Origin of the sequence: Serinicoccus sediminis (assembly GCF_004153545.1) — a bacterium.
Lineage (GTDB): Bacteria > Actinomycetota > Actinomycetes > Actinomycetales > Dermatophilaceae > Ornithinicoccus > Ornithinicoccus sediminis_A.
Window position 1 is genome coordinate 28666 of sequence record NZ_SDVA01000006.1, and the last position, 24336, is coordinate 53001.

Genomic DNA, 24336 nt, shown 5'->3' on the forward strand with positions numbered 1-24336 from the left:
GGACATCCGGTCGAGAGGAGACGTGTTCCAGCACCGCACCAAGGCGGTGCGGTGCAGCCGGTCGAGAGGAGACGGGCCCGAGCCCCGTAGCCGGGCGGGCAGCCAGCCGGGCGGGGTCAGCGGCTCGGCACGACGACCGAGCGTTCGCTCAGCAGGTGCTCGAGGACGGCGACCGCGCCGGCCTTGTCGAGCGGCTCGTTGCCGTTGCCGCACTTGGGGGACTGCACGCACGCCGGGCAGCCCGCCTCGCAGCGGCAGCTCTCGACGAGGTCGCGGGTTGCCGACAGCCACCGGACGGCCTCCTCGAACGCGCGGCTGCTGAAGCCGGCGCCGCCCGGGTAGCCGTCGTAGACCATGACCGTCGGCAGCCCGGTGTCGGGGTGGAGCGCGGTCGAGACCCCGCCGATGTCCCAGCGGTCGCACGTCGCGAGCAGCGGGAGCATGCCGATGGAGGCGTGCTCGGCGGCGTGCAGCGCACCCGGGACGTCCTGCTCGGCCAGCCCGGCCAGGGCGAGCTCCTCCTGGGGCAGGGTCCACCACACCGCCTGGGTGACGAGCGTGCGAGCGGGCAGGTCGAGCGGATGGGTGCCGATGACCGACCCGTCGGGCAGCACCCGCTGGAACGCCGTGACCTGCGTGGTCACCTCGACCCGGCCCCGCGAGAGGGTGGCCGACCCCCAGGTCAGCTCGGTGTGCCGCGCCCTGATGCGGAAGGTGCTCTCGCTGCGCGCACGGGTGGACCAGCCGGGGTCACCCTGGACCACCAGGGCGACCGAGCCCTCGAGGTCGAGCGCGGTCACGACGTAGGGCTCGCCCTGGTGGACGTAGACCGCGCCCTCGTGCACGGTGCTCAGCGCCCGGGCCTCGTCGACCGTGCCGAGGACCCGCCCGCTGCGCTGGTCCACGATCTGCACGGTCTGCCCCGCACCCCGCAGGGCGACGTGGTCGCTGGCCCGGTCCGGGCGCGCCCAGTACCACCCGGTGGGGCGCGCCCGCAGCACGCCGCCCACGACCAGCTGCTCGGCCAGCGTCCGCAGACCGGGGCCGAACCATCGCTCGTCCTCCGGGGTGAGCGGCAGCTCGGCGGCGGCCGCCGCGAGGTGCGGACCCAGCACGTAGGGGTTCTCCGGGTCCAGGACGCAGGACTCGACCGGCGCCTCGAAGATGAGCTCGGGGTGGTCCAGGAGGTAGGTGTCGAGCGGGTCGTCCGCGGCCACCAGCAGGGCCAGGGAGGGGGATCCGCTGCGCCCGGCCCGCCCCACCTGCTGCCAGAACGACGCGCGGGTGCCCGGCCAGCCGGCCATGACCACGGCGTCCAGCCCGGCGATGTCGATGCCCAGCTCCAGGGCGCTGGTGGCGGCGAGCCCCATGACCGTGCGGTCGCGCAGCGCCGACTCCAGCGCCCGTCGCTCCTCCGGGAGGTAGCCGCCCCGGTATGCCGCCACCCGCGCCGGTGGGCCGAGCCGCGCGGCCCACCCGTCCCTGGCCCGGGAGGCGACCTGCTCCACCCCGACCCGCGACCGCGCGAAGGCGACGGTCTGCACTCCAGCCGTCACGAGGTCGGTGAGCAGGTCGGCGGCTTCGCCCACGGTGCTGCGGCGGCGGCCGTCCTCGAGCTCGTCCGGCTGCCAGAGGGCCACGACGGTCTCCCGCCGCGGCGAGGCGTCGGCGGTCACCGCCACCACGTCCTGCCCGAGCAGGGCCCGCCCCAGCGGCTCCGGCTCGGCCACGGTGGCCGAGGCCAGCACGACGGTGGGGGACGCGCCATACCTCGCGGCGACGCGCAGCAGCCGTCTCAGCACGGCGGAGACGTGTGCCCCGAACACCCCGCGGTAGATGTGGCACTCGTCCACGACGACGTAGCGCAGCGACCGCAGGAAGGGCGCCCAGCGCTCGTGCCCGGGCAGCAGGGTGTGGTGCAGCAGGTCGGGGTTGGTCAGGACGTAGTGGGCGTGCTCGCGGATCCACCGCCGCTCCTCGCCCGGGGTGTCCCCGTCGAGGCGCGCCACCCGCACCTCCGGCACCGCGAGGTCCTGGAGCCTGGCCTCCTGGTCGGCGCCCAGCGCCTTGGTGGGCGCGAGGTAGAGGGCCGTGGCGCCGCGGCCGGTCACCGACCGGGTGCCCTCGCTCAGCGCGGTGAGCACCGGCATGAGGTAGCCCAGGGACTTGCCGGAGGCCGTCCCGGTCGACACGATGACGTGCCGGCCCGACCGGGCCAGCTCGGCCACCCTCGCCTGGTGCTCCCACGGCGCGTCGATGCCCTGACCGAGCAGGGCTGCCTTGACGGGCGCGGCGCACCACGGGGGCCAGGGCGCGGTCCTGCCCTCGCGGGCGGGCACCGTCCGCACGTGCCTCAGCCGACCGGCGCGCCCGCCCACGGCGAGGCGCTCCAGGGTGGTCTGCGGGTCGAAGGCCGCGGGGGTCGAGTCGTCCATCTGCGTCCCACGCTACGCCGGTGGACCGACAGGGTCCGCGCACCGCGCGGCACGGGATGCTAGGCGCGCGGACGCGTGGTCATTACAGTGGCCACGTCCGATGGATGTCCAGCGGTCTCGACCGCGTCTCGCCCGCAACGGAGCGGGCCCTCCCAGGAGGCACACATGTCCCCAGTCGCTGCAGCGAGCGAGGTCTCGTTGTCGGGTGCCGACACCTCGATCGTCGTCGTCGTGCTCTGCATCGCCCTCGTCGCCCTGGTCATGGGCTTCATGTTCCGACGCGAGGTGCTCGCCGCCTCGCCCGGCACCGAGGCCATGCGGGAGATCGGCGCGGCGGTGCAGGAGGGCGCCTCGGCCTACCTCGGCCGGCAGTTCCGCACCCTCGCGGTGTTCGCGGCGGTCGCCTTCCTGCTCCTCCTGGCGCTGCCCGCCGACGACATGATGGTCCGGGTCGGGCGCTCGGTCGCCTTCATCTTCGGGGCCGGGTTCTCGGCCTCCATCGGCTGGCTGGGGATGAACCTCGCCACCGCTGCCAACATGCGGGTCGCGGAGGCGGCCCGCACGACCGGGCGCGACGACGGCATGCGCATCGCCTTCCGCACCGGCGGCACGGTGGGCATGGCCACCGTCGGCCTGGGCCTGTTCGGCGCCGCCCTGGTCGTCCTCATCTACCAGGGCGACGCGGCGAAGGTGCTCGAGGGCTTCGGCTTCGGCGCGGCGCTGCTGGCGATGTTCATGCGGGTGGGCGGTGGCATCTTCACCAAGGCCGCCGACGTGGGCGCCGACCTCGTCGGCAAGGTCGAGGCCGGCATCCCCGAGGACGACCCCCGCAACGCCGCGACCATCGCGGACAACGTCGGCGACAACGTGGGTGACTGCGCGGGCATGGCGGCCGACCTGTTCGAGTCGTATGCCGTGACCCTCGTCGCGGCGCTCATCCTCGGCACGGCGGCGCTCGGCGCGGAGGGCGGGCTCGTCTTCCCGCTCGTCATCCCGGCCATCGGGGTGCTCACGGCGATCGTCGGCGTCTTCATCACCAAGGCCAGGGCCGGGGAGAGCGGACTGGCCGCGATCAACCGCAGCTTCTACATCTCCGCCGCCATCGCGGCGGTCGCCTCCGTCGCGGCGGCGTTCGTCTTCCTGCCCACCGAGCTCTCCGTCACCGGGGGCTTCGACCTGCTGGGTGCGGGTGAGGGCGGCCAGCAGGTGAACGCCGCCGTGGGCGCCGCGGCCTCGGTCGTCATCGGCATCGTGCTCGCCGCGTTCATCCTCTGGCTGACCGGCTACTTCACCGGCACCGAGAGCAAGCCCACCAACGACGTGGCGCGGACCTCGCTCACCGGCCCGGCCACGGTCATCCTCTCGGGCATCGGGGTCGGACTGGAGTCGGCGGTCTACACCTCGGTGACCATCGCCGCGGCGATCTTCGCGATCTTCACCCTCGGGGGCGGATCGCTCATCCTGTCCTTGTTCTACGTCGCCCTCGCGGGGTGCGGCCTGCTCACCACGGTCGGCGTCATCGTGGCCATGGACACCTTCGGGCCGGTCAGCGACAACGCCCAGGGCATCGCCGAGATGTCCGGTGACGTGGACGGCGAGGCCGCCCAGATCCTCACCGAGCTGGACGCCGTGGGCAACACCACCAAGGCCATCACCAAGGGCATCGCCATCGCGACCGCCGTGCTCGCCGCGACCGCGCTGTTCGGGTCCTACCTCGACGCGATCCTGCAGGCGCTGGAGACGGCGGGTGACGCCACCGGGGACGTGCTGCAGTCCTTCCTCGTCTTCGACCCGCGCGCCCTCGTCGGGGTGCTCATCGGCGGCGCCGTGGTCTTCCTCTTCTCCGGGCTGGCGATCAACGCGGTCACCCGCGCGGCGGGTGCCATCGTCTTCGAGGTGCGCCGGCAGTTCCGGGAGAAGCCCGGCATCATGGACTACTCGGAGAAGCCGGAGTACGCCCGGGTCGTCGACATCTGCACCCGTGACTCGCTGCGCGAGCTCGCCACCCCGGGCCTGCTGGCCGTCTTCGCCCCGATCGCCGTCGGGTTCGGCCTCGGCGTGGGTGCGCTCGCCGGCTACCTCGCCGGGGCCATCGGCACCGGCGTGCTCATGGCGGTCTTCCTCGCCAACGCCGGCGGCGCGTGGGACAACGCCAAGAAGATCGTCGAGGACGGCAACTTCGGCGGCAAGGGCACCCCGGCCCACGAGGCCACCGTCATCGGCGACACCGTCGGCGACCCGTTCAAGGACACCGCCGGCCCGGCGATCAACCCGCTCATCAAGGTGATGAACCTCGTCGCCCTGCTCATCGCCCCCGCCATCATCGGCCTCACCTACGGCGAGGGCGCCAACGACCTGATCCGCTGGGGGATCGCCCTGGTGGCCCTGGCCGTCATCGTCGTCGCGGTCGTGGTGTCCAAGCGGCGCGACATCGCCATCGGTGAGAGCGACGACGTGCCGGCCACGGCGGTCGAGCGCTGAGCCTGCCACCGCCCTCGGTCGAGGACACCGCCCTCCTGCTCGGCCTGCGCGCCGACCTGGAGGAGGTCGGCTACACCGTCGACGCCCTCGCGGAGGCCCTCGGACCGGTGGCGGTGGCGGCGCTGCACCGCGAGCAGCCGCTGCCCGCGGTGCGGGTCACCGAGGGCTCCTCGGACCCGGTCGCCGTGCTGTGCCGGCTCTTCGCGCTGGGCCGCGAGGTCGGGCGCACGCAGCTCGACGACGCGCTGCCCCGGCTCGGTGCCGACGGTCTGCTCCGGCTGGGCCTGGTGGTCGAGCACGACGGCGTGCTCGCGGCGGCCTGCGACCTGCGCCCCTACGCCACCGAGCAGGAGTCGTGGTGGGTGGTCTCGGACCGCTCGGAGATGGCGACCGGGGGCCCGCTGCCGACGGACCACGTGCTCGGCATCGGGGGTGCCTCGACGACGCTCGCGAGCTGGGCGCCCCGGCCCCGCGTGGAACGGGCCCTGGACATCGGCACCGGCAGCGGGGTGCAGGTGCTGCACCTGGCCGGGCACGCGGCATACCTCGTCGCGACCGACGTCTCGCAGCGCGCCCTGGCCTTCGCCCGGTTCACGCTGGCGCTCAACGGGGTGGACGCGCAGCTGCGGCCGGGCAGCCTGCTGGAGCCGGTGGCCGGGGAGCAGTTCGACCTCGTCGTCAGCAACCCGCCCTTCGTCATCACCCCGCGCCGCACCGGGGTCCCGCTCTACGAGTACCGCGACGGCGGCCGCGCCGGGGACAGCCTCGTGGCGGGGCTGGTGCGCGACCTGCGGGACCACCTGCGGCCGGGCGGGGTCGGCCAGCTGCTCGCCAACTGGGAGCTGCGCCCGGGCGAGGACTGGACCGAGCACGTCCGTGGCTGGTTCGAGGGCACCGGGCTGGACGGCTGGGTCGTCCAGCGGGAGGAGCAGGACGTCGCCGACTACGCCGAGACCTGGGCGCGCGACGGGGGCCACCAGCCCGGGACCGCCGGGTTCGACGACCTGTATGCCGCGTGGCTGGACGACTTCGCCGAGCGCGGGATCGAGCGGCTCGGCTTCGGCGTCGTCACGGTGCAGCGGCCCGGCACGGAGCGCGAGCCGTGGCTGGACCTCATGGACGTCCGCGGTCCGGTCGCCTCGCCCATGGGGCCGACGGTCCTCACCGGCCTGCGGGCCCGCACGTGGCTGGCCGAGCACGGCGACGACGACCTGCTGGACACGCCCTGGCAGGTCGCCGACGACGTCACCGAGGTCCGGACCGGACGCCCGGGCGAGCCCGACCCGCAGGTCATCCAGGTCCGCCAGGGTGGTGGGCTGGGGCGCGCCGTACGGCTGGACACGCTGCCCGCCGGGCTGGTGGGCGCCTGCGACGGCGAGCTCACCGCGCGCCAGCTGTGCTCCGGGTTGGCGGTGCTCACCGAGCACCCCGTCGCCGAGGTGGAGCAGGCCGTGCTGCCGACCCTGCGCGAGCTGGTCAAGGACGGCCTGCTGCGCTGACCCGCGCGGGACAGCCCTCGCGCGACCCGGACGGCCGACCCTCAGAGGGCCCCGAAGCGGTAGGCGCCCCGGGAGATGAAGAACGACCGGCCCAGCTCGGCGCTGCGGCACGTGACGCCGTCCTCGGAGGACAGGCAGGTGGTGTCCCCGACCCGCAGGGTCAAGCCGTACTCCAGCACCGCGGCGTCGGTGTCCTGCACCCCGGTCGTCGGCGCCCCGGCCGCGTCCGCCCACCATCCGCCCTGGTCGGCGGCGGCGATGCCCGAGAGCGGCTCTGGCGGGCAGGTCCAGGCGCCCCCGGCATCGGTGAGCACCATGGTGTCGGCCGTGTCGACCGGGCACTCGCCGACCCCGTCCTCCACCAGGTGGTCGGGATTGGGCGAGTAGGTCTTGTCGAGCAGCTGGCAGGACGCGCTCGGGCCGTTCAGCACGCAGGCGAGGTTGCCGGTGGGCGTGACGAACGCGGCCCGGTCGCCCTGCACGGTGATCGTCGAGCCGTCCTCGGAGACGCTGCGGTCGCCGCGCTCGGGCTCGATGTCGGCAGGCTCGGTGGGAGGGGGAGCCGGCTGCGTGTCGGGTGCGCCCCCGGTGCCGTCCGCCCCGTCGCCGGAGCCGTCGCCCTCGGCCTCGGGCGACCCGGTCGAGGCCGCACCCGCGTCGGACCCCGCCTCGTCCGAGCCCCCGCCCGCGTCGTCGTCGCAGCCCGCGAGCAGCACCGTGCCCAGCGCGAGGAGGACGGCGGCCGACCTCGCCCTGCGGGTCAGGGCACGGCCGCCGTACCGGGTCGTGCCGCTCGTCGGGGTCGTGCCGTTCGCCGCCATAGGGAGCCAGCGTAGCCCGCGGCTCACCATGGGCTACGGTGACGCCCGAGGTCCCGTGTCGGAGGTCGCGACGAATCCGCGGCACACGGGGCGAAGGAGAACCGTGGCACCTGGCACCAAGCTGGTCATCGTCGAGTCCCCGGCGAAGGCCCAGAAGATCGGCGAGTACCTCGGCAAGGACTTCCGGGTCGACGCGAGCGTCGGCCACATCCGGGACCTGCCGAACCCCTCAGAGCTCCCGGCGGAGATGAAGAAGGGGCCCTACGGCAAGTTCGCCATCGCCGTCGACGACGGTTTCGAGCCCTACTACGTCGTCGACGCCGACAAGAAGAAGAAGGTCACCGAGCTCAAGCGGGCGCTCAAGGACGCCGACGAGCTCTTCCTCGCGACCGACGAGGACCGCGAGGGCGAGGCCATCGCGTGGCACCTGCTCGAGGTGCTCAAGCCCAAGGTCCCCGTGCGGCGCATGGTCTTCCACGAGATCACCAAGGAGGCCATCCAGCGGGCCGTCAACGACACCCGCGAGCTGGACACGCACCTCGTCGACGCGCAGGAGAGTCGGCGCATCCTGGACCGGCTCTTCGGCTACGAGGTGTCACCCGTGCTGTGGCGCAAGGTCAAGCAGGGGCTGTCGGCCGGCCGCGTGCAGTCGGTGGCGACCCGCCTCGTCGTGGAGCGCGAGCGCGAGCGCATGGCCTTCACGGTGGCGTCCTACTGGGACGTCGAGGGGGAGTTCGCCCCCGGCGGCAACAGCGGCCAGGGGTTCGAGGCCAAGCTCACCGGCATCGACGGGTCCAAGGTCGCCAGCGGCCGTGACTTCGCCGACGACGGGACCCTGAAGACGAGGAACGCCGTGCAGCTGGACGCCGCGGCGGCCGAGGCGATCGCCGCCGGCACCCGGGAGGCCGACGTCGTGGTCCGGGAGGTGTCGGAGAAGCCCTACACACGCCGTCCCTCCGCGCCCTTCACCACCTCCACCCTGCAGCAGGAGGCCTCGCGCAAGCTGCGGATGAACAGCCAGAGCACCATGCGCACCGCGCAGCGGCTCTACGAGAACGGCTACATCACCTACATGCGCACCGACTCGACCAGCCTGTCGAGCCAGGCGGTCAGCGCCGCCCGCAGCCAGGCCCGGGACATGTACGGCGCCGACTTCGTGCCCGAGACCCCGCGGACCTACGGCAAGAAGAGCAAGAACGCCCAGGAGGCGCACGAGGCGATCCGCCCCGCGGGTGACTCCTTCCGCACCCCGGCCCAGGTGGCCGGGGAGATCCGGGGCGGGGAGTACGCCCTCTACGAGCTCATCTGGAAGCGCACCGTCGCCTCGCAGATGGCCGACGCCAAGGGCTCGACCGCCAGCGTCAAGCTCACCGCCACCCTGCCCGAGGGCACCCGGGCCGGCGGCACGGCATACTCCAGCGCCGAGTTCTCCGCCTCGGGGACCGTCATCACCTTCCGCGGCTTCCTCGCCGCCTACGAGGAGGGTCGCGACGAGAGCCGCTACGGCGAGGACAGCGCGATGGGTATGCGGCTGCCGAAGCTGGGCGAGGGCGTCGCGCTGGAGACGCTGCGGGCCGACGCGCAGGGCCACCAGACCAGCCCGCCCGCCCGCTACACCGAGGCCACCCTGGTCAAGGCGCTGGAGGAGCGCGGCATCGGCCGGCCCTCGACCTACGCGGCGACCGTCGGCACCATCCAGGACCGTGGCTACGTCCACAGCCGCGGCTCGGCGCTGGTGCCGACCTGGCTGGCCTTCGCGGTCACCCAGCTGCTCGAACAGCACTTCCCGCGGCTGGTCGACTACGACTTCACCGCGTCGATGGAGACCGACCTCGACAAGATCGCCAACGGCGAGGAGCAGCGGGTCGCCTGGCTGCAGCGCTTCTACTTCGGCGACCAGGCGAGCAGCACGCAGGGCCTGCGCGACCTCGTGGCCGACCTCGGCGACATCGACGCCCGCGCCGTGTCCGCGGTGACGACCGGCGACGGCACGGTCGTGCGCGTCGGCCGCTACGGCCCCTACGTCGAGCTGCCGGGCGAGGACGGCGAGACGCCGCGGCGGGCGACGGTGCCCGACGAGATCGCCCCGGACGAGATGACCGCGGCCAAGGCCGAGGAGCTGCTCGCGGCCGCCGCCGACGACGGGCGGGTGCTCGGCACCGACCCCGAGACCGGCCGGGAGATCATCGCCAAGAACGGCCGCTACGGCCCCTACGTCACCGAGGTGGTCGAGGACGAGGACGGCGAGGCCAAGGGCGCGAAGAAGAAGGCCAAGGTCAAGCCGCGCACCGGGTCGCTCTTCGCCGACATGGACCTCGCCACCATCGAGCTGGACACCGCGCTGCGGCTGCTCTCGCTGCCGCGGGTCGTCGGCCAGGACGCCGAGGGCGTGGACATCACCGCGCAGAACGGCCGGTACGGGCCCTACCTCAAGAAGGGGACCGACAGCCGCTCGCTGGAGACCGAGGCGCAGATCTTCGACATCACCCTCGAGGAGGCGCTGGCGATCTACGCCCAGCCCAAGCAGCGCGGTCGCGGGGCGGTCAAGCCACCGCTCGCGGAGTTCGGCGAGGACCCGGTGTCGGGCCGCAAGGTCGTCGTCAAGGACGGCCGGTTCGGGCCCTACGTCACCGACGGGGAGACCAACGCCACCCTGCGCCGCGGCGACGACCCGGAGACGCTGACCGAGGAGCGGGCCTTCGAGCTCATCGCGGAGAAGCGGTCCAAGGGGCCGACGACCCGCAAGAAGCCGGCGACCAGGTCCAAGACCACGCGCAAGGCCCCCGCGAAGAAGAGCAGCACGACCAAGGCGTCGCCCAAGAAGTCCTGAGCCGGCCCGCGCCTCACACCGACGTGGTCACGGGGCGCTGGCCGCGCGCGAGCACGGCCAGCGCCTGCTCCAGGTCGTCGATGAGGTCCTCCGGTGCCTCCAGGCCCACGGACAGGCGCAGGATGCCGGCTCCCGGCCGGGCCTCGGCGGCCACCGGTCGGTGGGTCAGGGCCGCGGGGTGCTGGACGAGGGAGTCGACCCCGCCGAGGGAGACGGCGTGGGTGATGAGGCGGCAGCCCTGGGCGACCGCGGCGGCGGCCTCGTAGCTGCCGAGGTCGATCGCCAGCACGGCGCCGGGGCCGGCCATCTGGCGACCGATGAGCCGGCGCGGGTCGCCGTCCGCCCCGGGGTAGTAGAGCCCTTGCACGGCGGGGTGGCCGCGCAGCCACCGGGCCAGCACCTGGGCGCCCTCCTGCTGGGCCCGCACCCGCAGCGGCAGGGTCTGCAGGCCGCGGTGCGCGAGGTAGGCCGACAGCGGGTGCAGCACGGCGCCGGTGACGGCGCGGACCGGGCGGATCCGCTGCGCCCACGCCTCCGAGGTGACGACGGCCCCCGCGAGCACGTCGCCGTGCCCGGCGAGGAACTTCGTCACCGAGTGCAAGACGATGCTCGCCCCCAGCTCCAATGGGCGCTGCAGCACGGGGGTCGCGAAGGTGTTGTCCACGAGGACGGGCACGTCGCCGGCGGCCGCGACGACCTCGCGCAGGTCCACCAGGTCCAGGGTGGGGTTGGCCGGGGTCTCGACGACGACCAGACCGGTGTCGGCCTCGATCGCCCCGGCCACCCCCTCGGGGTCGGCCCAGGTCACCCGGGTGCCCAGCAGGCCGGTCGCCAGCAGGTGGTCCGAGCCGCCGTAGAGCGGCCGCACCGCGACCACGTGGGGGGTGCCGGCGCCCGTGCACGCCAGCAGCACGGCGCTGAGGGCGGCCATGCCGGAGGCGAAGGCCACCCCGGCCTCGCCGCCCTCGAGCTCGGCGAGCGCCTCCTCGAAGCGCGCGACGCCCGGGCTCCACAGCCGCTGGTAGACGGCCGACTGCCCGTCCAGGCGCGCTCCGCCCCCGGCCATCTGGTCGTAGGCCTCACCACCGGACTCGACGTCCGGCAGGGGGTAGGTGCTGGACAGGTCGATGGGCGGGACGTGCACCCCGAGCGCGGTGAGGTCGGCGCGGCCGGCATGGACGGCGCGGGTGTCGAGGTCGGGACGGGGAAGTGCCATACCGCCATGATGGAGAAACTGCGTCGAAAGTTCAAGGACGCCACAGGATCAGCGGTACGATCCGCGTCCTGACGATGTTCGTCCCGGAACGCCACGCGTCGGCCGTAGCATCAGCGCCTCGATCCGGACCGGCGCGGCGCCCGGCCGGGTGAGGGGCGGCATACCCTGATCCCGTGCCGAAGAATCCTCGTGACGACAAGCCCCTCGACGACACCGACCTGGCGCTGGTGCGCCTGCTCGAGGTGGACGGGCGCATGTCGAACGCCATGCTGGCCCGCGAGGTCGGCATCGCCGAGTCCACCTGCCTGGTCCGCGTCCGGTCGCTGCGCGAGCGCGGTGTCGTCCGCGGCATCCACGCCGACATCGACCCCGTCGCGGTGGCGAGACCGGTCGAGGCGATGATCGCCATCCGCTTCGGCGGCCACCGGCGCGCCAACTTCGAGGAGTTCACCCGCGAGGTGCCGCTGCTGCCGGGGGTGCTCGGCGCGTTCCACGTCTCGGGTGCCATCGACTACTACGTGCACGTCGCGGTGCCGAGCGCGGACGCGCTGCGCGACTTCGTGCTCGACCACCTCACCAACCGGCCCGGCGTGCTGCACGCCGAGACCAGCCTCATCTTCGAGTCGCTGCGCGGCAGGGGCACCCTGACGGCCGAGGACGAGGGCCCCGCCGACGAGGGCCCCGCCGACGAGGGCCCCGCCGACGAGGCTTGACCCTCACGCTCCGTGAGGCTGCACGCTGGGGCGGGTGACGCAGATGACGACGCAGGAGACGTGGACGGTCGGCCAGGTGGCCGCCGAGGTGGGCGTGAGCATCCGCACGCTGCACCACTACGACGAGATCGGTCTGGTGGTGCCGGGCGGGCGCAGCCTCGCCGGCTACCGCCTCTACACCCCGGCGGACCTCGCCCGGCTCCGGCACGTCGTGGTCTACCGCCGGCTCGGCTTCGGGCTGGAGGAGATCGCCGCGCTGCTGCACCAGGACGCCGACGTGGTCGGCCACCTGCGGCGGCAGCGGGCGAGCGTCACGGACCGGATCGGGCAGCTGCACGAGCTGACCCGGTTGATCGACGCAGCACTGGAGGACGAGATGAACGACAACCAGGTGAGCACCGAGGAGATGCGGCGGATCTTCGGCGACGACTTCGACGACGACTACGCCGTGGAGGCGGAGCAGCGCTGGGGTGACACCGAGGCGTGGACGCAGAGCCGTGAGCGCGCCGCGGGCTACACCGCGCAGCAGTGGCAGCAGGTCAAGGACGAGCAGGACGACCTCAACGCGCGCTTCGTCGCGGCGATGCGCGAGGGGCGGGCGCCCGACTCGGCGACCGGCACCGAGCTCGCGGAGGAGGCCCGCCAGCAGATCTGCCGGTGGTTCTACGACTGCCCGCGGGAGATGCATGCCGCCATCGCGCAGATGTACGTCACCGACCCGAGGTTCACGAAGACCTACGAGGACATCGCCCCGGGGCTGGCGCAGTACGTCCACGACGCGGTCGTCGCCAACGCCGCCCGCGGGTGAGCCGGAGCTCTGTGGATCGCCGGGAGGGGACGTCATACCCGTCCCGTAGGCTTCCCACGTGACCGAGCCGACCCCGCCCACCACCGCCGCACGCGGTGCCGGGCGGGGTCTGTTCATCGCCGTCGAGGGCGGGGACGGCGCGGGGAAGTCGACGCAGTCCGCGCGGCTGGGGAAGTGGCTGGAGGGCGAGGGGTATGTCGTGCGCCACACCCGCGAGCCGGGCGGCACCGCCCTGGGGCGCACCCTGCGCGAGCTGGTGCTGCACGGTGAGGACGGCTCGGTGTCCCCGCGCGCGGAGGCGCTGATCTTCGCGGCCGACCGCGCGCACCACGTCGCGACCGTGGTCCGGCCCGCCCTGGACCGGGGCGAGGTCGTCATCACCGACCGCTACCTCGACTCCTCGGTGGCCTACCAGGGGGCGGCCCGCGCGCTGGGGCACGAGGAGGTGCGCGCGCTGTCGCTGTGGGCGACCGAGGGGCTCCAGCCCCACCTCACCGTGCTGCTCGACGTCAGCGCCGAGCAGGGTCGGGCGCGGCGCGGCCGCGTCCACGACCGGCTGGAGCGGGAGGCCGACGCCTTCCACGACCGGGTGCGGCAGGGCTTCCTCGACCTCGCCTCCCGCGACCCCGACCGCTACCTCGTGCTCGACGCGCACGCCGACGCCGGCCGGCTCGCCGAGCAGGTCCGCGAGCGTGTGACCCCGCTGCTGGGGCACCTCCGGTGAGCGTCTTCGCCCAGCTCGTGGGTCAGCCCCGGGTGGTGCAGACGCTGCGCCGGGCCGCCGGCGACCCGGCCGCGATGACGCACGCCTGGCTGTTCACCGGGCCCCCCGGGTCGGGACGGTCGGTCGCCGCCCGCACCTTCGCCGCCGCGCTGCAGTGCGAGCAGCTGGAGGGCGGCCCGGAGCAGGTGGGGTGCGGGCGGTGCCAGCCGTGCCGCATGGTCATGGCCGGCAGCCACCCGGACGTCCGCATCGTCGACACCGAGCAGACCTTCATCAAGGTCGACGAGGCCCGAGAGCTCGTGCTCGAGGCGCAGGCGCGGCCCAGCCTCGGCCGGTGGCGGGTGATGGTCGTCGAGGACGCGGACCGGCTCAACGACCACTCGGCCAACACGCTGCTCAAGTCCCTCGAGGAGCCGACGGCACGCACGGTGTGGATGCTCTGCGCCCCGTCCCTGGAGGACGTCCTGGTGACCATCCGCTCGCGCTGCCGGCACGTGCGGCTCGGCACCCCCTCCGCCGGGGCGGTCGCCGACCTGCTCATCGAGCGCGACGGGATCGACCCGGCGATGGCGCACTACGCGGCGCGCGCCGCGCAGAGCCACATCGGCATCGCGCGGCGGCTGGCGACCGACGAGCACGCCCGCGCCCGCCGGCGCGAGATCACCGGCATACCCCTGTCGCTGGTGACCCTGGGCGACGCCCTGCGGGCCGCGCAGGATCTCGTGGACGAGGCCGGGGAGGGTGCCAAGGCGACCTCGGCCGACCACGCGGAGGAGCAGCGGCGCGACCTGCTGGAGCAGCTGGGGGCCGATGCGTCCGCCCGGACCCAGCCGCCCTCGGTGCGGGCCCACCTGCGCCGCCTCGACGACCGGCTCAAGGCGGAGGCCAAGCGGCAGCAGCACGACAGCATCGACGCCGCCCTCACCGACCTCGCCTCGGTCTACCGCGACGCGCTGCTCGTGGCGGCCGGCGCGTCGGTGGAGCGCATCAACGCCAGCGAGCCGGAGCAGATCGAGCGGCTCGCACGTTCCTTCACCGCAGAGGGCCTCCTCGGGGCGCTGGAGACGATCGGCGAGGCGCGCCGGCGGCTCGTCGCCAACGGCGCGCCGCTGCTGGTCCTGGAGGCCATGATGATTGGGTTGCTCTTGCCCCGGGGGTGAGACGAGACGGGAAGGGACACACCACGTGCGAAGCTCGATGACGATGAGGCTGGTCGCCGGCCTGAGCGCGGCCGCGCTGCTGGCCGCCTGCACCGACGACGCCCCTGAGGCGGACGCCCCCGCGGACGCCGACGCGAGCTCGTCACCGTCGACCGCCGCGGAGGGCGACCAGCCGGAGGCCGCCACCTCCACCCCGCTCGCCGAGGACGCGCCGGAGGGGCTCGAGGACTTCTACTCCCAGGAGCTGGTCTGGAGCGGCTGCGAGGGCGGCTTCGAGTGCGCCTCGCTGACGGTCCCGCTGGACTACGCCGAGCCGGACGGGCAGACCATCGACCTGGCGCTGCTGCGCGACCCGGCCGGGGGCGAGGCGCGGGGCTCCCTCGTGGTCAACCCCGGGGGGCCGGGGGGGTCGGGCGTCGACTACGCCATGAGCGCCGGTATGGCGATCTCCGCCCCGGTGCGCGAGGCCTACGACGTCGTCGGTTTCGACCCGCGCGGGGTCGCCCGTTCCGCCCCCATCACCTGCTTCGACGACGCACAGATGGACGAGTTCCTCTCCTCCGACCCCTCCCCGGACGACGCCGCGGAGGAGGAGGCCTCCCAGCAGCTGGTCGAGGACTTCGCGCAGGCGTGCGGCGACAACGCGCCCGACCTCATCGACCACCTCTCCACCGTGGAGGCCGCCCGCGACGTCGACGTGCTGCGGGCCGCGCTCGGCGACGAGGAGCTGACCTACTTCGGCGCCTCCTACGGCACCTTCCTCGGGGCGACCTACGCGGCGCTGTTCCCCGAGCAGGTGGGCCGCCTGGTGCTGGACGGCGCCATCGACCCCGAGCTCACCGGTGTCGAGATGGGGCTCGGCCAGGCCGAGGGCTTCGAGCGGGCCACCCGCGCCTACGTCGAGGACTGCGTCGCCGGCGGTGAGTGCCCGCTGGGCTCGGACGTCGAGTCGGCCATGGCCCGCATCCCCGCCTTCCTCGACGAGCTGGACGCCGCGCCGCTCCCGGTCGGCGAGGACGCCGCGGGCGAGCTGACCGAGGGCTGGGGGATGTACGGCATCATCGTCGCGATGTACGACCAGAACGCGTGGCCGATCCTGTCCCAGGCCTTCGAGCTCGCCTTCCAGGGCGACGGGACGATGCTCATGTACCTCGCCAACCTCTACGCCTCGCGCAGCAGCGACGGCAGCTACGACGGCAACGGCATGCAGGCCATCTACGCGGTCAACTGCCTCGACCGTCCGGCCGAGGACGGCGGCGAGGACCTGGACTCGGCCGCGGTCGAGGAGCAGTTCGAGGAGGTGTCGCCGACCTGGGGCCGCTACCTCGCCGGCGACGGCGCCTGCGAGTACTGGCCGGCGCAGGCCAGCGAGACGGTCGAGGACTACTCGGCCGAGGGGGCCGCCCCCATCCTCGTCATCGGCACCACCCGCGACCCGGCCACGCCCTACGAGTGGGCCGAGGGGCTCGCCGAGACGCTGGACTCCGGCGTGCTGCTGTCCTACGACGGCGACGGCCACACCGCCTACGGCCGCTCCAACGACTGCGTCGACGACGCCGTGGACGCCTACCTGCTCGAGGGGACCGTCCCGGCCGACGGCACCACCTGCTGAGCGACCGGGCCCAGCCCGTGTCCCCACGAGATGCACCGTGGGTATGCCGCAGCTGGAGCAGGCGGCGCACCACGGACGACGCCCCCGACCGGTGGTCGGGGGCGTCGTGGGTGCTGCAGCGGAGCCGCCTACCGGAATCGAACCGGTGACCTATTCATTACGAGTGAATCGCTCTGGCCGACTGAGCTAAGGCGGCGTGTCACCCGCCCGGGCAACTCGACGAGGATACCCGACCTGCTCGGGGCCCCCAAAACCAGCGACCCCCGGTGGCGCGGCTCCGTCGGGCCTGCCACCGGGGGTCTGCCGGTGCCCCGGGCGGTCGTCGCCCGGGGGTGGGTCACTCCGCGTCGGCGTCGGCGACCATCCGGAGGGTGAAGCGGCTGTCGCCGCCCTCCTCGGTGACGTTCGAGATGCCGACCGCGGCGAGCTTCTCCAGCGCGGTGCGGGCGTTCTCGTCCTCGACCTCGGGCAGGTAGTACTGCTCGAAGGGTGCGACGTCGACGAAGAAGGTCGACTGGGCCTCGTCCGCGTCCGCGACCGCCCGGGTGAAGAGCTCGCTGTCGCCCAGCGTCTCACCGCCGGCCTCGGCCGCCGCGTCGACGTAGGCCTGGTCGGTGCCGAGCGAGAGGGTCCCGTCGTCCTCGCGGACCACGAGCACCCCGGCGCCCATGCCGTTGTCGTTGAGCAGCTCCTGGGCCCGCGCGGTGTCGGTCGTGGCGCGGTAGACCAGGGGGAGCTCGGGCACCGACGGGTCGGTCTGGGAGATGCCGGTCACGGCGTCGACGATGCCCGGCCCGACGGCCAGGGTCATCGACTCACCGAGGAGCACCTTGAGGTCGTCGGGGAGCGAGAAACCCTGCTCGGCCGCGGCGTCCGTGGCCTGCTGCAGCTCCTCGGCGTAGTCCTCGCCGTAGAGGTCCCACAGCGACTGGACCATCTCGTCGCCGTGCTCCAGCGACATGGCCACGGCGGTGTCGGCGGGGAGCTGGGTCACGAGGTTGTCGGCGTTGCCGCCGGCGGGCAGCGACGCCATACCGGTGACGTCGCGGCTGATGCCGTGCATCTCGATCGCGTCCGCGGTGAGCCGCACGGTGGCGGCCATGCGCCCGGCGACCTCCGGTCGCTCGGCCCCCATGCCGAGCTCCTCCTGGGTCATCTGCAGGCTCGGGTCGAAGGCCGCGGGGTCGATCTCGTCGGACTGCGCCAGGTCGGCCCACATCGCCATGACCCCCGGCTCGCCGAGGTCGTCCATGTCGGAGGTGAAGTCGTCGTTGTCGGCCAGGGTCCCGGACTGGGCGGCCGAGCGGACGGCCTCGATCGTGTCGGCCTCGCTGAAGACGACGTAGTCGCTCTCCAGGTAGTAGCCGACCTCCTCGGAGTCCTCCGTGACGTGCTCGTCGAGGAAGGCCATCGCGGCGTCGCCGTCCTTGACCTGCAGCGCGACGGCGACCACCGGCTCCTCACCCTCGCCGGCCCCCATGACGACCATCCCCGCGCGGTCCCCGAGCCAGGGCTCGATGTCCTCCTGGAAGGACACGTCACCGGGGACGTCGCCCTCCTCCTCGATCTGCTCCCAGACCCACTCGCGCCACTCGCCGTCGGACAGGCGCTCGTCCATCTCGGCGTCCAGGCCCTGGAAGAAGCGCACGGCCGCGACCTTCTGCCCCGCCGAGGGGTCGAGGTCGACCTGGGCGTAGGCCGCGACGTCGCCGGGCAGGACGCTGTCGGGGCGGTCCCCGCCGCCACCCAGCATGAGCGCCGCCGCCGTGCCACCCCCGATGAGAGCGGCTGCCGCGACACCCCCGCCCACGAGCAGCCACGGCGTCTTCCGCCCGCCCTCGCTGACCTCACCGGTCGTCTCGTTCACCGTTGTCATCCCACTATCCCCTGTCGTATGCCGCGCGCCTGCACGCCACGGACGTCGTCGTCGCCGGTGGCCCGGTGCGGGCCATGGTACCGCGAGCGGCACGGGTGTCGGCCCCGTGCACCGGTACGACGAGGGGAGGCCTCGGATGGTTCCGCAGGAGGTCAGGTGGCCTGCCACCTTCGGCCCGGCCGGGGCCGGCGGACGGTCCGGCGGGTGGGCTCAGTGCTGCGGCATCGGCCAGCGGGCCGTCGACATGCCCTCGTCCTTGGCCCGCTTCACGGCCTCGAGGTAGCACTGCTCGGCCTCCTCGCGGCCCGCCCAGTGGGCGCCCTCGACGGACTTGCCGGGCTCGAGGTCCTTGTAGACCTCGAAGAAGTGCTGGATCTCCAGCCGGGTGTGGGTGCCGATGTCGTCCAGGGTCTGGATGCCCAGCTTGCGCGGGTCCTCGGCCGGCACGCAGATGATCTTGTCGTCACCGCCGGCCTCGTCGCGCATGTGGAACATGCCGATCGGTCGGGCGAGCACCAGGCAGCCCGGCCAGGTCGGCTCGTCCAGCAGCACCAGGGCGTCCAGGGGGTCGCCGTCCTCGCCCAGCGTCTCCTCGATGTAGCCGTAGTCCGCCGGGTAGCGGGTGGCGGTGAAGAGCATGCGGTCCAGCCGGATCCGGCCGGTCGCGTGGTCGACCTCGTACTTGTTGCGGCTGCCCTGCGGGATCTCGATCGTCACGTCGAACTGCATCTGGTGCTCTCTCTGGCTCGGGGGACGGCATAGGCTCGGCCACCAGTGTCCCTCATCCTGGGGGTCGTGGACGAGGGAGGTCGACACGCCGGTGAGACGTCTGGCCAGCACGCCCCGCCGCAGCCCACGGTATGCCCTCGCGCCGGTCGCCGCGCTCGCGGTGGTCGTCGGGGTGGTCGCGCCGGCGACGTCCGCCCCGCTCGCCGGCGCGACCGCGCGAGCGGGCGCCACCCAGGAACCGGCCTCGGGCGCCACCCAGGAGCCGGCTCCCGAGGACCGGGCCGACGTCACCGCCGAGCCCCCGCCGACCCCGGGCGAGGTGCGCCCGCGGATCGCCGCGTCCACCAGCCCGCTGCGCCCGGTCACCGCGGCCCCGGTGCCGGACCGGGGGGCCGTGTCGGGGCAGGTCAGCGACGAGCTGGACAGCACCTGGCTGGGCGGCACCACCCGCCGGGCCGTCGCCATCCGGGACGCGCTGACCGGCGAGCCGCTGGGCGACCGCTACTCCTCGCGCCTCGTCACCCCCGCCTCGACCACCAAGCTCCTGGCGGCCGCGGCCGTCGTCACCGCCCTCGAGGGCGACCGCACCTTCACCACCCGGGTGGTCGCCGGCGCCGACCCGGACGAGGTGGTCCTCGTGGCCGGCGGGGACATGCTCCTCGCCGACGGCGACGGGGACCCGGAGGCCGTCGCCGGCCACGCGGGCATCGCCGACCTCGCCGGGCAGACCGCCGCCTCGCTCGCCGGCGGGGACGGGCAGGACGCCCCCGAGGGCCCGGTCCGGGTGAGCCTGGACCTGACCTACGCCGAGGGGCCGGACGCCGTGCCCACGTGGATCGACCGGTGGGTCGCGGAGGGCTTCGCCGGGCGGGTCGTCCAGCTGGGCCGCTCCGGGGACCGGGCCCGACCGTTCAACCCCTCGCCCCGCTCGCCCGAGCAGCAGGTGGCCAGGGTCTTCCGGGAGGCGCTCGCCGAGCAGGGCGTCGAGGTCGCGGGCGCCGGCGACGACGAGACGCGGGCCCCGGAGGTCGAGGTGCCGGCGGAGGCGCGCGAGCTCGCGAGCGTGGAGTCCGCGGCCGCCCGGGACGTGCTGGCCCTGGCGCTGGCGACGAGCGACAACGCCATGGTCGAGCAGCTGGCCCGCCAGGCGGCGGTGGCCGACGGCGAGGCCGCGGACCAGGAGTCGGTGACGGCGTGGATCCGGCAGACGATGGTCGACGACTACGGCCTGGACATGACCGGCGTCCGGATCGTCGACGCCAGCGGGCTGTCCGACGGCACCCTGATCCCGGTCGCCGCCGTCGCCGACGTGCTCGTCGCCGGTGCCGACGGCTCCCACCCGCGGCTGCAGGAGGTGCTGGCCGCCGGCGGCCTGCCGATCGCCGGCTACACCGGCACCCTCGCCACCCGGTTCCACCTCGAGGTGCACGACCCGGCCGTGGGCAACGCCCGGGCCAAGACCGGGACGCTGCCCGGCGTCAGCTCCCTCGCCGGCACCGTCGTCACGCGGGACGGACGCCTGCTCGTCTATGCCATGACCGCCGACGACATCGACGAGGGTTCCGCGGCGATCGAGGCGGCGTCGGTGCTGGACGAGGTGGTCGCCGACCTCGCCCGCTGCGGCTGCTGACCCGTCCCGGGTCGCCGCCGGGGCGCGCGAGCGCATACCGTCACCACATGAGCGACCATCCCGCCACCACCGGTGACGACACCACCGCCCCCGCCGTCGACGAGGTGCGCGGCAGCGCCCTCGTGGACTGGGACTTCGCCGCCGCGGCGGCGGCGCGTCTCGCCCCTCCCGGGCCGCGGGCGAGCCGCCGGGAGATCACCGAGCTGGTCGCCGACCTGAGGTCCGCGGCCGCGCGGGCGGTGGACCCGGTCGCCACCACGGCCCGGCTGTCGACGCCTCCCGGCACCCCGGACGCCCTGGTCGTCGACCGGGCCGGGTGGATCCGCGCCAACTGCGCGTCCATGGACGCGATGCTGGCGCCCGTCCTCGACGAGGTCGTCCGCAAGAAGCGCGCCTCCGACCGGGCCCGGGCCGAGCGCGCCGGGCGGGAGCTGCCCGACCTCGGTGCGACCTCGCAGGCCATCTCGGCCAAGGTGACCGGCACCGAGGTGGCCGGCCTGCTGTCCTGGATCTCCACCAAGGTGCTGGGCCAGTACGACCTGGCGCCGCAGGGCACCCCGGGGCTGATGTTCGTCGCGCCCAACATCCTGGCGGCCGAGCGCGAGCTCGAGGTCGACCCCGGCGACTTCCGGCTCTGGGTCGCCATGCACGAGGAGACCCACCGCGTGCAGTTCACCGCGGTCCCCTGGCTGCGCGAGCACCTCATCGAGCGGGCCCGCAGCATGGGCACCCGGATCATGCCCGAGCCGGAGGACCTCGGCCAGCGGCTGATGGAGATCGCCACCGCCCTGCCCGGCGTCATCCGCGGCGAGGAGGACATCACCCAGGTCGTCGCCACGCCGGAGCAGCGGGAGAAGCTGGCCGAGGTGACCGCGGTCATGTCGCTGCTCGAGGGGCACGCCGACGTGGTCATGGACGAGGTCGGGCCCAGCGTCATCCCCACGGTCGCCGACATCCGCCGCAAGTTCACCCAACGGCGCAAGGGCGCCGGCAACGTCGACAAGCTCCTCCGCCGGCTCCTGGGCATGGAGGCCAAGATGCGGCAGTACCGCGACGGCGCGATCTTCGTCCGCGCCGTCCAGGACCAGGTCGGGGTCGAGGGCTTCAACCAGGTGTGGACCTCGCCGGAGACCCTGCCGCGCCCGGCGGAGATCGCCGACCCGCAGGCCTGGGTCGCCCGCGTCCACGGCTGAGCCGGTGCCCGGACCGCCGCCGGCGCTGGCCGCCGCGCGGGTCGCAGTGCGGCGGTGGCTGCACGACGCCGGCCCGGAGCCGGGTGCGCTCCTGGTGCTCGCCTGCTCCGGCGGCCCCGACTCCCTCGCCCTCGTGGCTTCCGCCGGGTTCGTCGCACCGCGGGAGGGGTACGCCGTCGCCGCGGTCGTCGTCGACCACGGGCTGCAGCCGGGCTCGGAGGAGACCGCGCGGGGGGCGGCGCAGCACTGCCGCCGGCTGCTCCCGGACGGGTCGGCCGTGGAGGTGGTCCGGGTGTCCGTGGGGAGCACGGGCGCCGGGCCGGAGGCGGACGCCCGGGAGGCGAGGTATGCCGCGCTGCAGGGAGCCGCGAGCCGGCTCGGTGCCTCCGCGGTCCTGCTGGGCCACACCCGCGACGACCAGGCCGAGCAGGTCCTGCTCGGCCTGGCCCGGGGGTCCGGGACCCGCTCGCTGGCCGGTATGCCCGACCGGCGCCCCCTCGGCGAGGGGCTGCTGCTCGGCCGGCCGCTGCTGGGGCTGTCCCGGGAGCAGACCGAGACCGCCTGCGCCGAGCTGGGTCTCACGCCGTTCCACGACCCGCACAACGAGGACCGCCGCTTCGCGCGGGTCCGCGCCCGGCAGGCGCTCGCCACCCTCGAGGCCGATCTCGGCCCCGGCCTCGCCGCCAACCTGGCGCGCACCGCCGACCTGGCCCGCGACGACGCCGACGCGCTCGGCGCCCTGGCGGACACGGCATACCTCGAGCTGGGGGAGCAGCCCTGGGCGGTCGGGGCGCTCGAGGCGCTGCCCCGGGCGGTCCGCACCCGGCTGTGGCGCCGGCTGGCGCTGGAGAAGGGCAGCCCCGGCACCGACCTCACCGGCGAGCACCTGCGGGCGGTCGACGCCCTCGTCACGCACTGGCGCGGGCAGGGCCCGCTGCACCTGCCCGGCGGGGTGCGGGCCGCCCGGACGGGGGAGGGGGTGCAGGTGCGGCGTGAGGCATAGTTGGATGGTCCTCGACGCGGGCGCGTGACCACCCGGGTCGACAGCGCCGGACGACGAAGGAGCAGGCTGCGTGGACGCACAGCACATGGGTGAGGACCTGGCCGAGGTGATGTACACCGAGGAGCAGATCCAGGGTCGCCTCGCCGAGCTGGCCGAGGAGGTGTGGGCCGACTACCACGACAAGGACGTCCTCCTCGTCGGCGTGCTCAAGGGCGCGATCATGGTCATGGCCGACTTCATGCGGGCCCTGCCCGGCTCGGCGGAGATGGACTGGATGGCCGTCTCCAGCTACGGCTCCGGCACCAAGAGCAGCGGCGTCGTGCGGATCCTCAAGGACCTCGACACCGACATCACCGGGCGCCACGTCCTCATCGTCGAGGACATCATCGACTCCGGCCTCACCCTGTCGTGGATCAGCGCCAACCTGCGCTCCCGGGGCCCGGCGAGCCTGGAGATCTGCACCCTGCTGCGCAAGCCGGAGGCCGCCAAGGTGGAGATCGACACGCGGTACGTCGGCTTCGACATCCCGGACGCCTTCGTCGTCGGCTACGGCCTCGACTACGCCGAGAAGTACCGCAACCTGCGGGTCATCGGCACCCTGGCCCCGCACGTCTACAGCTGAGCCCCGGTGGGCGGCCGGCCCGCGGGCGGGCGGCCGGGCGCGTCGGGCACGAGGTGGATCCGGCCACGAGGGTGGCGACAGCTAGGGCGTGCCGGTCGCCGCGAGCAGCTCGCGAGCGCGGCCCAGCGCCGGGACGACGTCCAGGAGCGCGGGGCCGGGCTCCGGGGGCCCGCCCGGGGCCGCGACCACGGTGACGGCCACCCGCCGTGCCCCCTCGGCGACCCGGGCGCGCACCAGCTCGGCGACCTCCTCGGCGGAGGTCCCGACGGCCACGGGCTGGAAGACCAGCACGTCGGGCTCTCCCTCCCGACCCGCGCGGGCCCGGGCGTCGCGCACGGCGGTCACCGCCCTCGGCAGGTGCTCCACCACGTCCACGACCACGCCGTCGCCGAGCTCGCCGGCAAGGGCCAGGGTCCGCGGCCCCTGGGCACCGACGAGCAGCGGCGGCACCTGCTGCGGCGGCCAGTCCAGGGCGACCTCGGCGAGGGTGACGTAGCGCCCCTGCCGCGACACCTGCTCGCCGTGCAGCAGGCTCTGCAGCGCCTCGACCTGCTCGCGCAGGAGCGTCAGGGGTGAGGCGACCCCGGCACCGGTCTGCCCCATCCAGCTCTGCACCCCGTGCCCGACCGCCGGCAGGAAGCGCCCCGGGAAGAGCCGGGCCAGCGTCGCGATCTCCATCGCGGTCAGCGCGACGTTGCGCAGAGGCACCGGCATGAGGGCGATGCCCACCCGGAGGGTCGAGGTCCAGGCGAGGGCGGCCGCCGCGGGCGCGACCCCGCTCTCCTTGAAGCAGTCCTCCCACAGCCACAGCTCGTCCAGCCCGGCCGCCTCCGCGGCCACGGCCGCCTCCCGCAGCCGCTCCGGGGGCTGGTCCGGCGGGAAGATCAGGCCGAGGGGCGTCATACGCGTCACCGTAGCCGGGGTGCGGGCGCGCCGAGGGTGCCACGAGCGGACGCACCAGGGTGCTGGTGAGGTGGGGGTCTG

Annotated in this window: 18 protein-coding genes and 1 tRNA gene; 12 read left to right on the forward strand and 7 right to left on the reverse strand. The window is 74.1% G+C overall.

Features of this window, described 5'->3' with window-relative positions; translation table 11 throughout:
* Nucleotides 1-116: 116 nt before the first annotated feature.
* Nucleotides 117-2435, reverse strand: coding sequence for a DEAD/DEAH box helicase (locus tag EUS26_RS07115; RefSeq protein WP_130012614.1), 2319 nt, complete (start codon nt 2433-2435; stop codon nt 117-119).
* Between the two features lie 165 nt (nt 2436-2600).
* Here EUS26_RS07115 and EUS26_RS07120 point away from each other — a divergent pair, with 165 nt between their 5' ends.
* Nucleotides 2601-4916 carry a sodium-translocating pyrophosphatase gene (locus EUS26_RS07120; RefSeq protein WP_130012616.1) on the forward strand — a complete coding sequence of 772 codons (2316 nt, stop codon included), beginning with the start codon at nt 2601-2603 and terminating at the stop codon, nt 4914-4916.
* A gap of 107 nt (nt 4917-5023) precedes the next feature.
* On the forward strand, nt 5024-6415 hold the full coding sequence (locus EUS26_RS07125; protein WP_238148849.1) for a DUF7059 domain-containing protein: 1392 nt from the start codon (nt 5024-5026) through the stop codon (nt 6413-6415).
* A 41-nt stretch (nt 6416-6456) separates the two neighbouring features.
* Here the strand turns inward: EUS26_RS07125 and EUS26_RS16905 are convergent, their stop codons facing one another.
* Nucleotides 6457-7236 (reverse strand): hypothetical protein, encoded by a 780-nt coding sequence (locus EUS26_RS16905; protein WP_165368538.1) that lies wholly within the window; start codon nt 7234-7236, stop codon nt 6457-6459.
* A 103-nt stretch (nt 7237-7339) separates the two neighbouring features.
* Between EUS26_RS16905 and topA the strand changes: the two genes are divergently transcribed.
* Nucleotides 7340-10066: a type I DNA topoisomerase gene (gene topA, locus EUS26_RS07140; RefSeq protein ID WP_130012624.1), complete on the forward strand. Its 2727-nt coding sequence runs from the start codon at nt 7340-7342 to the stop codon at nt 10064-10066.
* A 13-nt stretch (nt 10067-10079) separates the two neighbouring features.
* Here topA and EUS26_RS07145 read toward each other — a convergent pair whose 3' ends face one another.
* Entirely contained in the window at nt 10080-11282 is a 1203-nt protein-coding gene (locus EUS26_RS07145) for a trans-sulfuration enzyme family protein (RefSeq protein ID WP_130012626.1), read from the reverse strand.
* A gap of 173 nt (nt 11283-11455) precedes the next feature.
* Between EUS26_RS07145 and EUS26_RS07150 the strand changes: the two genes are divergently transcribed.
* The 5 genes from EUS26_RS07150 to EUS26_RS07170 are packed head-to-tail and all read left to right on the forward strand — an operon-like array spanning nt 11456 to nt 16299.
* On the forward strand, nt 11456-11995 hold the full coding sequence (locus tag EUS26_RS07150; RefSeq protein ID WP_130012628.1) for an Lrp/AsnC family transcriptional regulator: 540 nt from the start codon (nt 11456-11458) through the stop codon (nt 11993-11995).
* 43 nt (nt 11996-12038) lie between these two features.
* Nucleotides 12039-12803, forward strand: a complete 765-nt coding sequence (locus tag EUS26_RS07155) for a MerR family transcriptional regulator (RefSeq protein ID WP_130012892.1) — start codon at nt 12039-12041, stop codon at nt 12801-12803.
* A 58-nt stretch (nt 12804-12861) separates the two neighbouring features.
* Entirely contained in the window at nt 12862-13527 is a 666-nt protein-coding gene (gene tmk, locus EUS26_RS07160) for a dTMP kinase (protein ID WP_130012630.1), read from the forward strand.
* A complete protein-coding gene (locus EUS26_RS07165) occupies nt 13524-14687 on the forward strand; it encodes a DNA polymerase III subunit delta' (protein ID WP_130012632.1) in 1164 nt (387 codons plus the stop codon). The genes tmk and EUS26_RS07165 overlap by 4 nt, the downstream gene beginning before the upstream one ends.
* Before the next feature lie 37 nt (nt 14688-14724).
* Nucleotides 14725-16299 (forward strand): alpha/beta hydrolase, encoded by a 1575-nt coding sequence (locus tag EUS26_RS07170; RefSeq protein ID WP_130012634.1) that lies wholly within the window; start codon nt 14725-14727, stop codon nt 16297-16299.
* A 122-nt stretch (nt 16300-16421) separates the two neighbouring features.
* Here EUS26_RS07170 and EUS26_RS07175 read toward each other — a convergent pair.
* The 3 genes from EUS26_RS07175 to EUS26_RS07185 form a co-directional block, all read right to left on the reverse strand.
* A tRNA-Thr gene (locus tag EUS26_RS07175) sits at nt 16422-16495 on the reverse strand.
* A gap of 141 nt (nt 16496-16636) precedes the next feature.
* Nucleotides 16637-18166, reverse strand: coding sequence for a DUF3352 domain-containing protein (locus tag EUS26_RS07180; protein ID WP_130012636.1), 1530 nt, complete (start codon nt 18164-18166; stop codon nt 16637-16639).
* 219 nt (nt 18167-18385) lie between these two features.
* Nucleotides 18386-18904 carry an inorganic diphosphatase gene (locus EUS26_RS07185; RefSeq protein ID WP_130012638.1) on the reverse strand — a complete coding sequence of 173 codons (519 nt, stop codon included), beginning with the start codon at nt 18902-18904 and terminating at the stop codon, nt 18386-18388.
* Between the two features lie 91 nt (nt 18905-18995).
* Between EUS26_RS07185 and EUS26_RS07190 the strand changes: the two genes are divergently transcribed.
* The 4 genes from EUS26_RS07190 (at nt 18996) to hpt (ending at nt 23352) form a co-directional block, all read left to right on the forward strand.
* Complete coding sequence (locus tag EUS26_RS07190) at nt 18996-20534, forward strand: D-alanyl-D-alanine carboxypeptidase/D-alanyl-D-alanine-endopeptidase (protein ID WP_130012640.1); 1539 nt, start codon at nt 18996-18998, stop codon at nt 20532-20534.
* A gap of 47 nt (nt 20535-20581) precedes the next feature.
* Nucleotides 20582-21727 carry a zinc-dependent metalloprotease gene (locus EUS26_RS07195; RefSeq protein WP_130012642.1) on the forward strand — a complete coding sequence of 382 codons (1146 nt, stop codon included), beginning with the start codon at nt 20582-20584 and terminating at the stop codon, nt 21725-21727.
* 4 nt (nt 21728-21731) lie between these two features.
* Complete coding sequence (gene tilS, locus EUS26_RS07200) at nt 21732-22730, forward strand: tRNA lysidine(34) synthetase TilS (RefSeq protein ID WP_130012644.1); 999 nt, start codon at nt 21732-21734, stop codon at nt 22728-22730.
* 70 nt (nt 22731-22800) lie between these two features.
* Nucleotides 22801-23352, forward strand: a complete 552-nt coding sequence (gene hpt / locus EUS26_RS07205; protein WP_058892107.1) for a hypoxanthine phosphoribosyltransferase — start codon at nt 22801-22803, stop codon at nt 23350-23352.
* An 81-nt stretch (nt 23353-23433) separates the two neighbouring features.
* Here hpt and EUS26_RS07210 read toward each other — a convergent pair whose 3' ends face one another.
* Nucleotides 23434-24255 (reverse strand): LLM class flavin-dependent oxidoreductase, encoded by an 822-nt coding sequence (locus EUS26_RS07210; RefSeq protein WP_130012646.1) that lies wholly within the window; start codon nt 24253-24255, stop codon nt 23434-23436.
* Nucleotides 24256-24336 lie beyond the last annotated feature (81 nt).